At 32.8% G+C, this 11,647-nt stretch carries 15 protein-coding genes; 7 read left to right on the forward strand and 8 right to left on the reverse strand.

Translation table 11 applies throughout. From position 1 onward, the window contains the following. On the forward strand, window positions 1–259 hold a 259-nt coding region (locus LBU54_RS14830; protein ID WP_224531834.1), incomplete at its 5' end, for a hypothetical protein. 10 nt (window positions 260–269) lie between these two features. Here the strand turns inward: LBU54_RS14830 and LBU54_RS14835 are convergent. The 3 genes from LBU54_RS14835 to LBU54_RS14845 form a co-directional block, all read right to left on the reverse strand. Then, window positions 270–746, reverse strand: a complete 477-nt coding sequence (locus LBU54_RS14835; protein WP_224531840.1) for a hypothetical protein — start codon at window positions 744–746, stop codon at window positions 270–272. After that, window positions 746–1,471, reverse strand: coding sequence for a GTPase domain-containing protein (locus LBU54_RS14840; RefSeq protein WP_224531842.1), 726 nt, complete (start codon window positions 1,469–1,471; stop codon window positions 746–748). The genes LBU54_RS14835 and LBU54_RS14840 overlap by 1 nt, the downstream gene beginning before the upstream one ends. A gap of 222 nt (window positions 1,472–1,693) precedes the next feature. After that, a complete protein-coding gene (locus LBU54_RS14845) occupies window positions 1,694–2,386 on the reverse strand; it encodes a hypothetical protein (protein WP_224531844.1) in 693 nt (230 codons plus the stop codon). Window positions 2,387–2,782: 396 nt separating this feature from the next. Between LBU54_RS14845 and LBU54_RS14850 the strand changes: the two genes are divergently transcribed. From LBU54_RS14850 to LBU54_RS15395, 6 genes are all read left to right on the forward strand, one after another. Further along, a complete protein-coding gene (locus LBU54_RS14850; protein WP_224531846.1) occupies window positions 2,783–3,337 on the forward strand; it encodes a LemA family protein in 555 nt (184 codons plus the stop codon). A gap of 3 nt (window positions 3,338–3,340) precedes the next feature. After that, entirely contained in the window at window positions 3,341–5,071 is a 1,731-nt protein-coding gene (locus LBU54_RS14855) for a DUF2207 domain-containing protein (protein WP_224531848.1), read from the forward strand. 797 nt (window positions 5,072–5,868) lie between these two features. Next, window positions 5,869–6,315, forward strand: a complete 447-nt coding sequence (locus LBU54_RS14860; protein ID WP_224531849.1) for a hypothetical protein — start codon at window positions 5,869–5,871, stop codon at window positions 6,313–6,315. Further along, window positions 6,305–6,550, forward strand: coding sequence for a hypothetical protein (locus LBU54_RS14865; RefSeq protein WP_224531850.1), 246 nt, complete (start codon window positions 6,305–6,307; stop codon window positions 6,548–6,550). Before LBU54_RS14860 ends, LBU54_RS14865 begins: the two co-directional genes overlap by 11 nt. Window positions 6,551–6,681: 131 nt before the next feature. Next, window positions 6,682–7,200 (forward strand): hypothetical protein, encoded by a 519-nt coding sequence (locus LBU54_RS14870; protein ID WP_224531851.1) that lies wholly within the window; start codon window positions 6,682–6,684, stop codon window positions 7,198–7,200. 404 nt (window positions 7,201–7,604) lie between these two features. After that, window positions 7,605–7,733: a hypothetical protein gene (locus LBU54_RS15395; protein WP_262899756.1), complete on the forward strand. Its 129-nt coding sequence runs from the start codon at window positions 7,605–7,607 to the stop codon at window positions 7,731–7,733. A 282-nt stretch (window positions 7,734–8,015) separates the two neighbouring features. Here the strand turns inward: LBU54_RS15395 and LBU54_RS14875 are convergent, their stop codons facing one another. The 5 genes from LBU54_RS14875 to LBU54_RS14895 all read right to left on the reverse strand — a co-directional run bounded on the left by LBU54_RS14875 (window position 8,016) and on the right by LBU54_RS14895 (window position 11,529). Continuing rightward, window positions 8,016–8,813, reverse strand: coding sequence for a carbohydrate kinase family protein (locus LBU54_RS14875; RefSeq protein WP_224531852.1), 798 nt, complete (start codon window positions 8,811–8,813; stop codon window positions 8,016–8,018). A 49-nt stretch (window positions 8,814–8,862) separates the two neighbouring features. Further along, on the reverse strand, window positions 8,863–9,759 hold the full coding sequence (locus LBU54_RS14880; protein WP_224531854.1) for a GNAT family N-acetyltransferase: 897 nt from the start codon (window positions 9,757–9,759) through the stop codon (window positions 8,863–8,865). Between the two features lie 178 nt (window positions 9,760–9,937). Beyond that, window positions 9,938–10,132, reverse strand: coding sequence for a helix-turn-helix transcriptional regulator (locus tag LBU54_RS14885; protein ID WP_224531859.1), 195 nt, complete (start codon window positions 10,130–10,132; stop codon window positions 9,938–9,940). Further along, window positions 10,116–10,529: a hypothetical protein gene (locus tag LBU54_RS14890; RefSeq protein ID WP_224531860.1), complete on the reverse strand. Its 414-nt coding sequence runs from the start codon at window positions 10,527–10,529 to the stop codon at window positions 10,116–10,118. Before LBU54_RS14890 ends, LBU54_RS14885 begins: the two co-directional genes overlap by 17 nt. 295 nt (window positions 10,530–10,824) lie before the next feature. After that, on the reverse strand, window positions 10,825–11,529 hold the full coding sequence (locus tag LBU54_RS14895) for a hypothetical protein (protein ID WP_224531861.1): 705 nt from the start codon (window positions 11,527–11,529) through the stop codon (window positions 10,825–10,827). Window positions 11,530–11,647: the final 118 nt, after the last annotated feature.

The raw sequence follows: 11,647 nt of genomic DNA on the forward strand, positions 1-11,647 counted from the left end.
GGAATTCGAGGAGCAGAGCCAAATTGCTTTTAGCATGAGTTGTGTACTGTTTTGGCTCGAAGCCCGTCCTAGGGCGATATTTTGTGTTAAGGGATTGGTGCAATTTGGTTTAGCGCTCTGTTGTGAACAATTTACTTTAAGATGCACTGTCAGCGAAGCTGCGCAGATTAAAGTTCGCCCAGGGCGAATTGTTCACAACGGCCTCGTATATGCGCATTCAGCCCGCATAGGGCTGATTGACGCATATACAATGTTGTAGGTAGTCTTTTTTATTTACCTCTTCCGAACGAGTTTTTATCTAAAGTTTCAATAAGCTCTGGGCTTAAAAAGTTAAGCATTAATAAAACCACAAAAAGGAAAATCCATATCATATATTCTTTTCGTGCTAAAAGTGAATAAATCCTAAAAACTCCTCCAGAACGATATAGATGTTCTTGCTCTAATTTCTTGTAATTCTTTATATATCTCGATTGTAAATGAGGAGAATCAATACCGTCAGCAATTTCTTCCTGAATTACAATAATTTTTCGAGATATATTTCTATCAAAAATCATCCAAATAAATATCAACAAGTATGCAGTAATAAACCATGCAATTGAAAGTGTATTCTTTAGTGGAAATTTGATTATTGAAATTAGAATTAAAATTATTAATGAAAGTCTAATCAAATAACCAAACAGCATTTTGTTTCTCGTGTAATTATTAAGTTGATTTATTAGTAGTTGGAAATAAAATTCTTCTCTCATTATACAAACAATTTACAAGTCATTGATAAAACTGCATTAGCAAATTCAACCCCAAACTTGGATTTAACAAAAACTCCTTTCTTGAACCTAATTCTTTGTTCAAAATTCTTAGTACTATTGACCAAGGTTTTAAAGACTGGTTTTAATTCCTCAAGCATGTCATCATAAGATTTATCATCCTCAGTCAATTTATCAAGTTTATTCAAAACTACAATGATTCCTTTCAATTTGTTCTTCTTATTGCTACTATTATTTATCCATTGTCTTTCGAATTGTTCTGTAAATTCTTTACTCCATATCAGAGCATCTTTGTTTTTATCGGAAGAACCATACTCTGTTGAATCAAAAACAATAATCATTGCATGAGGATTCTGTTCATATGCTAATAGTGCATGATTAGTTGCTCCAGTTTGACCTACAGTATCTATTGCGTATTTTAGTCTTAAGGTATATTGTTCATTCCTACCATAGTTTAAATTTAAAAGACCTGTTTTTTTTACAGCAATATTTCTACTCGTGTCTCCTTCATCTGTTAGTTCTCCAAATAGCAAATAGTCAATAAAGGATGATTTTCCAGCTTCTCCTGGTCCAATCAGTATAATTCTTTTTCCGAATAATTTTGTTCTTGCCCAATCTATATATTTAGGGGCATAAGTTTTAACAACATCAATTGCTTTGTCTGCTACTGAGATTGTTGCACCAATTGTGCTTACTGGTTCTGGCATATTTATTTGTTTTATTTTTTTTGATTACCTACAACGGTTTGGCTATGTGTAGTGCGGGGCAAATAAGCCTGGATTTTTCAATTCAGCACCGACCATAGCGAGCCATTTTTATGTTTATTATTTTTCCTCAATAAAGATAAAAATTGCGAGCGGAAAAAGAAGCAGAAAGTTTGAATTCAGCAACTCAGCCCGCATTACTCATAGCCGTTTTTACCAGTAGTTTTAGATTGTTTCAACTATTAAAATATCACCTGGTTTTATTCCTGCTTCTGAAAGGCTACGTTCATCATTATCCTTGTAAGTCTTTATTGGAAGACTGTTAGACTGATTTATTAGTATCCAACTATTTCCATAGCTCCAGACAGGTAATAGGTCTGATAAGAATTTAATAAAGATATCATTAATTAGACTTTGTAGGTTTGAATAATAATGATAGTGAAGCTTTTCTGATTTCCGGTTTATTTCATTAAGATCTATTGTAATTGTTTCACGAACATATTTGACTTTTTCTGTAACCTTTTCTTCAGTTTCGTTTGTCAACCGACCTAATTTGTCTAGTTGTGTTTTTAATTCATTGCTAATTTCGGAAGTTTTCATTGTATTTATCTCTTCCTTTATTTCCAACAAACTTTTTGAAATTGTTTCTTGAAGGCTATTGGATACATTATCAATAAAACTAGGGTTATCACTTTTCGTGACAAATTTGCGCATTGTATCACCATATGCTTTCAATTCTGGCATCGCCACCTGTGAAATTGTCTTTGCATCAGATTTAACATCTATGAGAAGATTCCTTGTTTCTTCATTTACTTTGTCTGCTTGTTTTTTATTATAAAAGCTGAACCAAATCGCAAGGACTGCTAAAATTAGTGATGATAAACTGGCAGCTAATCCTATTATTTCAATATTAGTCATGTCTTATTGTTTAAATTACTGGTAACTTGTTATATCAATACAAATACTAGTGGTTAATAGATTGCTTTGAGGGATAACTACTGTTTTGTATACTATTATTAAACAAATAAAGCGTCTCTTTTCGGAGTCGCTATTATTAATTAAGGGAATAGCTAAAGATAAGAAAAGCGTAGAATCTTCAAAGTGATTTCTGTCGTAATCTTAGATATTTTGACTCTATAATTATCGATTCCCAAAACACACCAAGTCCACCTGGCATAACAAAAGCCGCATGATAAGGATGCACTGCACTTTTAGCCCTAAAACATGCACATGGACATGATCTGATAAAACCTAAATCGCCTTAAGATTTCTAGTATTTTTTCAATACCTTTAATGGTATTAAATTTCAACACGATGATAGGGTTATATATATTTCTAGGTTTTTTAGTTTTGTCCGTATTTTACGGCATTGGCATTTACAACCGATTGGTAAAATTAAGCACGCTGGTGGATGAAGCCTGGAGCGGTATTGACGTGCAATTAAAAAAGCGCTATAATCTAATTCCAAATCTGGTGGAAACGGTAAAAGGCTATGCCAGCCATGAAAAGGAAACTTTCGAAAATGTAACGAAGGCAAGAAGTCAAGCGCAAAACGCCACAACGGTTGACGAACAACAAGCGGCTGAAAATCAGTTAAACAAGGCCTTAATCAATTTATATGCTGTTGCGGAACAATACCCTGAGCTTAAGGCCAATGAGAATTTTTTGAACCTGCAAAACGAATTATCGGTGATTGAAGGTGATATTGAAAAATCCAGACGCTATTATAATGGGACCACGCGCGATTATAATATTGTCATTGATTCGTTTCCGTCCAACATTATTGCAGGACTAACCAAGTTTGAAAAAGCAGCATTTTTTGAAATTGATTTGGCTGCAGAGCGAGAAAATCCACAAGTAAAATTTTAAGCGTTGCGACAACTCCTATGCCTTATACTAGTAGTGAGCAACGCATGGGCTTTGTTTGCGCAAAGCGAACGTGTACTATCGTTTCATTCAGCTATTGTAGTCGATACCTCAAGCAGCATTACGGTAAAAGAGTCCATTAAAATCTATGCCACGGGCACTATTTTTAAAAGAGGCATTACACGTACCATCCCAACCCGAAGTGTTGACAGTTCTGGCAACAGCGTAAAGCACAATTTCAAGATACTCGCAGTAGAAAAAGATGGTAGGCCATCAAAATACCATACCAAAAGCGGGAGTGGCAGTACTACAATTTATGTGGGTGAAAAGGATGTGTTTTTAAGCGAAGGCGAGTACAACTATAGCATTACGTATCGCATGAGCGGACAAATTCGCTTTTTTAAAGATTATGATGAACTCTACTGGAATGTGAATGGTTTTGATTGGGCCTTAGCCTTTGGTGAGGTGTCCTGCGACATCACACTGCCAGCTAGTGGTACCATTATTCAAAAGGCGTGTTATACCGGACGGTATGGTAGTAGCAATACCAATTGTAGCACAACACCACTCTCTGAGCATCAGATACGCTTTAGTGCTGGTCAATTAAATGCTGGTGAAAACTTAACTGTGGCGGTTGGCTTTAGTAAAGGCAGTGTTACCCAGCCACCTCCACCTCCACCTCCAACCTTTTTACAAAAGTTTGGAGCGCTGATTTTAAGCGCCTTTATTAGTTTAGCACTCTTGTTTTATTACGGATACACCTGGTTGCGATTTGGTATCGATCCACCAAAGCCCACTGTAATTCCGCAGTTTGAAATCCCAAACAACATGTCACCTGCCTCTATAGGCATGTTAGATAAACTGCGCTATGACGGTGATTTGATAACAGGCACCATTATAAATTTAGCCGTAAAAGGCCTTCTTAAAATTGAAGAAAAAACGCAAGACTATGTGTTTGGGCTGTTTAAAAACAAAACCTTTAACATCCATAAATTAAAGGAATCTACGGGTACGCTCAATGATGAAGAAGAGGTCCTGTTCTCAAAACTATTTGCGGACACAGACCAACTTAAATTGGATGGTAAGTACGATGCTGATATACAAAGTGCCGTTATGGCCTATAGATCCTCGCTCAAAAAACAGCATCAAAGTTTCATTTATGAAGGCTTTAATTTCAAATTTTGGATACTACCATTCTTTACCATAGTTGCTTACATCGTGGCCTTTGTGTTCCTTGCTTCAAAATACTTTGAAGGTGAGAATGATGGCTTGATATTCGCTGTATTCTTAGTGTTGAATATTATTTTCTTTTTGATTTACCAATACCTGATACGAAAACCGACTATAAAAAAACTGAAGCTTAGAGCATTGATTGAAGGCTTTAAAATGTACATGAGTGGTGCTGAAGAAAAGCAAATTGCACATTTTAATCCACCAGACTTAACACCAGAAATTTTTGAGCAGCTCTTGCCCTATGCAATTGTTTTGGGCGCTGAAGATGTTTGGGGTGATAAATTCCAGAAGCTCATTAACACGGCTATGGTTGACCAAAGCTACCAACCGACATGGTATGCTGGTCGCGTGACCAATTTCTCAAGTTTTAACCATAGCTTAAATTCATCCTTATCCAATTCATTTAGCCGTTCTGCAACACCACCATCTAGTCGTGGCAGTGGTTCGGGCGGTGGCGGCTTTTCTGGCGGTGGCGGAGGTGGCGGCGGTGGCGGTGGCTGGTAGTTATCGCTTTTGATTACAATGTGTAAAATTTTGTAGATTAATTCAGATTGAATTATGTTTGATTATAAAGATTTATGCTTTGGTTTAACGAATAATCTTTCAGTTGTAAGCATAATGTTTCTGTCTTCCGTTGAGAATTTTGCTTGCATCTATTAACATTTTGGTTTGAAATAGTTTATATATTGATTGAGTTCATTGATTGATTTTATTATAACGAAATTCAACCTCTTTTTTGGTTTTTGATTAATCAAGTTTTTTAAAGATGTTAAACTAACATAGAATAAAATAAATTAATTAATAATCACGAAGCAAAAGCCATTTTAAATAAGCGCAACCACCTCCTATACTCCAAAAAAAAAAATACAATCTAATTGGTAATAATTCACCACAGGAGATTATTAAAGACATGATATAAGTCATAATTCTTTGAATCTTAAATTTATATTTTAGCGTTCTTAATTACTTAATATAAAGCTTTTTACTCTAATTAAAACATGACTGAATTAATTACATTACTCATTGCGTTCGCAGTAATAATTTTATTGTTTTTATTATTTCGAACAATAGTCCTATGGTACTTTAGACTTGATAAAATAACAGAAAACCAAACTATAATGATTAATAAACTATCTCAAATTCTTGAAGAACTCAAGAAACAAAACAATACATAACGGATAGATATAAGAAGTTTTTATAAATTCATCCTTATGAAGGGTGATGAAAAACAAGATATACTGCTGTTTTGGCTTTTGATTATTGTTGTTATTCTTTATGCCATTACTATAAGATAGGTTAATATGAGAAATATAGTTCTACTTATTGTTGGATTGTTATCAATTGGATTTTGCTATGCGCAGATAAAAGGTGTTGATTTTAAAAAGGCCGTTGAGATAGATACGGAAAATCCCTTAGCCTTGAACAGAAATGAAAGGAGATTAATTAAAGATAAAGAGGGTGATTTCTTAATTTATTTCGGTTCGCCTCGGTCTGAAGTTGGATTACAAAGAGCTGTAGAAAGAATGATTGAAATTTGTAAAGCCAATGGTTTGGACTTTGAATCTCCCTCAATTAATAGAACTATTTTAAAAAAAGGTGAAGTGGATAGTATTTATGATTACGAAAACCTCTCGGACTCCTTGTTGTTCGAAACCAGTGAGGTTGATCAAACTTATGAAGTTGGCAAAAGTAGAATTAAACTTTTTATAGATCGTCGACACATTTTAATTTGGTTTCTTGATATTTAATAAATTGACACTTTACGAATTTAATTTACTTGACCTCAACGATAAAATGGAAGCCGTTAATCAATACGGTACTTTCATAGATAACCATATTACAACTAAAGAACGTTGCAATCTATACGCAATAGATATGTTCTTTGTTGAGGTAGTATATAGCGCAGAACATAACTCTATAACAGAAATAAAAAGTTTTAAGACTGGATACCTTTTAGATAAATATTCTAATTTGTCTATATGAAAAGACCTTTTAATAAAAGAGAGAGAATTATTATTGCAATTCTACTTACAATTATAATATTTAACTTCATAATAATTGCTCTTTGGTAACTAATATTCAGTATTTAAACTAATCTATTTCCTATAAATAAAATGAAAAAAGCCTTTATTATATTACTTCTGTTAACTCAATCTTGCCATGAAAATTTTAATGGTAAGAACTTAAATGAAAAAGAAAAAAGGTATGCTGAAATTTTTAAAAATAAATTTACTCAAAATATGCACGACCCGGATTCTTATGAATTTGTAGATTTAAAATTAAGAGAAAATATGGTCACAGAAAAAGACTATATAAAAATTAAAAAAATCATCAATAATGAAACTATAAGTATAAAGTCCAATGATAAGAAAAAGGAAATTGTTCAAAATATACTGAATGAATTTAAAGACAATATTTATGATGAATTACTAATTAAAGTCAGAGGTAAAAATAGATTTAATGCATTGGTAATAGATGAACATAGAGCGTTATTCCTTAATAATAAATTGATGAATATTGATAATGAAACTTTAAATGTTTTTGCCTTATTTCCAAACGAGCATGATGAACTTATGATAGATTTAGAATTGGATATGGAAGTACCTATTACAAATCAACCAAAAAGCAATTAAAAGTTACACTATTTTAAAATGGTTTAGTATATGTTTAGTAAATCACAAAAAAGAAAACCGTAATACGTTGTAAACAAAGTAATTACGGTTTTTCTAAGTACTGAAGGCGGACTTGAACTAATTTGATTTTTTGAATATTCACTATTTCATCACCCTTCAATTTTGTTGTATCATATATTGTTGAAAGTCAATAATTAAAAGAAAAAAGTTCAAGTCCTTCTAGTTTTAACGTAATGCACTTTAGTGGTTCTTGTGAGTAGTTTTGCTTTTTATCCAATCAATAGATTAATCAAGGATAATAAGATAGGGATTGTTGTAACTAAAAACGAAATCGCTAGTCCTAAGATGAATGATTTTTTAGTAAGACTTTTGAGTTTAGTCCAATTAAATTTTATTGTGATGATTTGAAAAACCCAGCCCAAGGTGTAGAGTATATTGGCACAAATGTAGTAGATTATAATGCTGGCGTATATTCCCAATACAAGGATAGGACCATTATTGAATTTAATAAATCCATTAATAGGGAAAAATGACAACCCCAGAAGAGTAGATGCAAGAAAAAAAGTTAAAATTAGATTATAAAGTGGCCTTCGAATTTCCCACCAAAAAATAACTTTTTGCCATTTCAATTCTGACGAGTTGACATTAAATATTCTATGTAGAACGGTCATTTTAATTGCTGACGTCTCATGTATGATTTCGTTAGGTGTTTAAGCAATAAAGTTAGCAATTAATTACAGATAGAAAATTCCACAGGAATTTTTGTAAGTAGGCTCAAACTAGCAATGAATTATCCACATTGTTGTGTGTAGTTATTAATCTTGTTCAACTCCACCAACAAAATTCAAAACTTTACTAGCGACGATTGAACCTGCTTTTAGTGACTTTTTAACGTCTTTGGTTTTGAACCATTCCATACTGAATGCTGCTTGGAAAGCGTCTCCACAACCTGTTGTATCAATAATTTTCTCAACTTCAATTGCTTTTTGATAATATCTTTTATTTTCAAAAAGTGCTACACTACCTTTTGCTCCTAAAGTCGACACTATTAGTTTTCCTTTTTGGGCAGAAAGCTCTTGAAGTTCATCTAGTATTTCCGCTTTGCCACTCAGAAAAACAATGTCAATATTGTCTATATGTTCTTTGATAAAGTCAATTCCCAAATAGTCCAAAAAATCAATGACTATTAATTGATTTTCATTTCGTCTCTTTAAAAGTTCTTTCAAATTAGGGTCACCAGCTGGCATTGCAATAATTTTGCTGTCTGTTAATGAATTCCAATCATTTTCTGATAATCTAAATTCATCAAATGCGCCACCATTCCAACTATCCTCTTTGAAATACCTATCTCCTTTTTCATTAATGTAAATTTTATTTGATGCAGTTGGTTTATCAATTTGATAAAATCTAGAACGATTTATATTTAATTTATCTAATTGGTTTTCAATGAGTTTTCCAAACCTGTCTTTTCCAATAGCTCCAATCACTGAGATGTTTTCACATCCCAAAAGTTTGCATTGAGTAGCAAAGTTTAAGGAATTCCCTCCTACATAGACTTTATCTAATTCAGGAAAGAAATCCACACAAAATGATGTCAATGCTGTTATCTTCATTTCTGTTTTGCAAATTGCGGTTTGGTTGCTTTATTTTAAAATCAATTTTTCAGGCATGAGATAAAACAGGAAACATCCAGTGTTTATTTGTGAAAAATTCAAACTTGTCCTTTAGCATAAAAAGCGTATCTGTACTCTTTAATAAATGTTTTTCAAACCCTTCATCATGTAAAGGTGTAAACCCCAGAATTACGCGTCGGATGCTTTTATTAGAAATGCTATGAATAACGTTATCGATATTTATTGGACTTGATGAAAATATATCATCTAGATACACAGTGTCATTATTAAAGTCTGCGATGACAATCACATCAAGTTCTTCAATATAATAAATGCTATTTTTCTTAAACCAATTGCAATAAAACATAATCAGAGAAACGTTGTTTCGCATAGATATTTTTGCTATAGGAATAGAATCTTTAATTCTTCCAACAAAAAAAGTGACATCAGTTGGGTCTTCCATGTTCAGTTTTTTCCAGACTGATGAAGCACTATGTGAATCTTTGGTTTTAGAGTGTTGATATTCCTCTACAACCTTGAAATTGAATTTTGGATAAAAATCAAGCACACTATCATTTGCGAAGAGATAAACAAAATCAGTCCTATCTTTCCATTCATGCATTATCTTTTCCATCAAGTACTTGTTAAGTCCTCTATTCCGGTATTTTTCGTCTGTCATAACTGTACCAATTTGAATTCCCCACTTTCTCTCACCTTCAATATCGAATTCAATCTTGTTTATCGAAACGTTTGAAACAACCTTATCATCATGCAACAGTGAATAGGGAATATAATAGTCACCCCAGAAGCCATCATGGTACCAATTTTCTAAACTGAAGCCAAAGACAGCTTCTGTTAAACTGTTGAAACTCTTTCTAATTTCTTGGACATGTTTAAAATCTCTAGCAAATTCATAGGTAATATTATTGCGTTTTAAAAGTTCCATCAATTTTTAATCTAATATTCTATAGCTTCCTCTAATTATGCATAACGGTTAGTATAAGAAAAGTAAGGGATTTCAAAAAATTACCTTTCAATTTAGCACCTAACTTAGCTCAAAATTACTGACATTGATTTTAGCACTAAAACCGCTATTATTTTTATACAGTGTTGTGTTGCCCTTGTTATTCATCAAAGATAAAGACGTCTTCAATTTTATGTTCAAAAACTTTCGAAATGTCATATGCCAGTTTTAATGAAGGATTGTATTTTCCCTTTTCAAGAAAACCGATGGTTTCCCTTCTTACACCCACCTTTTGAGCTAGATCCACCTGTGTTAGGTTATGTCTTGCCCGAAGTTCCTTAATCCTTGTTTTCATCCGAAATTCCCACTTTTGAAAGATACAACCAATTGAGAAAAAAGATAAGTCCCATTCCGATAATGCCAAGACCAATTGTTATTTTGTTCCTCGGTTCCATATCTACTAGAAAGATTATGAAGAGCCACATATAAATTGACCAGTTAAAAGCCTTGGCTGCCGATTTTTCCTTAACTCTTTTTGAGAATTCATCTTCGGCGGTTAATCCAGCTTTTTCACTTTTATAGCTAGTAATTTTAAAATATAAACTAATACCAATTATCAAGATTACCAAACCTAACACAAAGTAAGTTTCGGTATTAAAAGGTTTAGTAGCTTTAAATACCCAAAAGGATATTAGTGTTATTATCCCCAAAAACGGAATAAATGAATAAAGAGTTTTATTTTTTGAATTCATAATATATGTTATTTAAATCTAACACAAAGATAGAAATATATAACATATATTATGGGATTATTTTCAATTATTTTTTAAATTTATATAATGTTATCAAATTTTAACTATCCTTAGGTTTGCACACAACGTTGATGTGTAAGTTTGGTTGCGTGGTTTAGCACTTAACTATTCAAGTACAAACCAAACTGACACGAGCGAAGCGAACTGGCGCAAGCAAAATCCGCAAGGATTTTCAGAAACAGGCGAGAACAAGCAATTACTTATAGCCATCGATGTACGTTCGTTATTTATTTTTTTACGGCGAATAGTTTGCAAAACCATTCATCAAAGTTTCCCACCAGTTCCAATCATCCACATAATAGATCAATATATGCTGGACTAAAATGTAAATCAGAAAAGGAACATATGTAGATTTAATCTCCTTTGCGCTTCTTTCTTTCCAAATGATAATAAGTAGCACTAATTCTATAGAAGCGTATGAGTAGGTTAAAGCATCGGTAAAGTTAGAGGCAACACCTAAAACAATTAAAAATAATCTGGTTAAGGCGGGGACGAGAGGACCAAAAATAGTACTTACCATAAAACGTGAATGAAGCATCAAGTTTTTCCGAAAATATAATGCCAGGATATATAGAGAGGCAAAACCAAGTAAAGTACACACATCAATAAATGCGAGAGTATAAACAATATTAGGCGGGTAATTTGCCTGTCCTTGTATCATCATTTTCATCATTATGACTCCGCCAATAATTATAAGAGGCACTAATACCAATGAGGACCATCCGAGAAATCTGTGTGTTTTCAGTTTGCCTTTTTGAAATAAATAAGGTTGAATTATTAGCAGTATCATCCATAGAGTCGCACTTATTCCATGCAAATGATGGGAAAAGGAAAATTCACCTAGCCTATTAAAATAGGTTTTGCTAAATCCAATTAGTACAACCACCAACCCAAGAGCCAAATAGATGTGGGCATATTTATAGTATTTTGATTTTGTCATACTATGGTCTTTTTAAATGACTACCAACTCAAGGGTTAAACGTAGTTCTGCTTTGAGAATGAAAAGATAATAAATTCCTTAGCAATAATTAGAGAATAGGTCTTCCTTATACTCTCTA

This window comes from Winogradskyella alexanderae (assembly GCF_020166335.1).
Classification (GTDB): domain Bacteria; phylum Bacteroidota; class Bacteroidia; order Flavobacteriales; family Flavobacteriaceae; genus Winogradskyella; species Winogradskyella alexanderae.

What these genes read in the sequence shown, in the direction of transcription:
- LBU54_RS14880 (WP_224531854.1), bottom strand. Translation starts at nt 9,759, where the DNA reads ATGGAACTTTTAAAACGCAATAATATTACCTATGAATTTGCTAGAGAT.
- LBU54_RS14850 (WP_224531846.1), top strand. Translation starts at nt 2,783, where the DNA reads ATGATAGGGTTATATATATTTCTAGGTTTTTTAGTTTTGTCCGTATTT.
- LBU54_RS14840 (WP_224531842.1), bottom strand. Translation starts at nt 1,471, where the DNA reads ATGCCAGAACCAGTAAGCACAATTGGTGCAACAATCTCAGTAGCAGAC.
- LBU54_RS14835 (WP_224531840.1), bottom strand. Translation starts at nt 746, where the DNA reads ATGAGAGAAGAATTTTATTTCCAACTACTAATAAATCAACTTAATAAT.
- LBU54_RS14845 (WP_224531844.1), bottom strand. Translation starts at nt 2,386, where the DNA reads ATGACTAATATTGAAATAATAGGATTAGCTGCCAGTTTATCATCACTA.
- LBU54_RS14885 (WP_224531859.1), bottom strand. Translation starts at nt 10,132, where the DNA reads ATGAAAACAAGGATTAAGGAACTTCGGGCAAGACATAACCTAACACAG.
- LBU54_RS14860 (WP_224531849.1), top strand. Translation starts at nt 5,869, where the DNA reads ATGAGAAATATAGTTCTACTTATTGTTGGATTGTTATCAATTGGATTT.
- LBU54_RS14875 (WP_224531852.1), bottom strand. Translation starts at nt 8,813, where the DNA reads ATGAAGATAACAGCATTGACATCATTTTGTGTGGATTTCTTTCCTGAA.
- LBU54_RS14895 (WP_224531861.1), bottom strand. Translation starts at nt 11,529, where the DNA reads ATGACAAAATCAAAATACTATAAATATGCCCACATCTATTTGGCTCTT.
- LBU54_RS14890 (WP_224531860.1), bottom strand. Translation starts at nt 10,529, where the DNA reads ATGAATTCAAAAAATAAAACTCTTTATTCATTTATTCCGTTTTTGGGG.
- LBU54_RS14870 (WP_224531851.1), top strand. Translation starts at nt 6,682, where the DNA reads ATGAAAAAAGCCTTTATTATATTACTTCTGTTAACTCAATCTTGCCAT.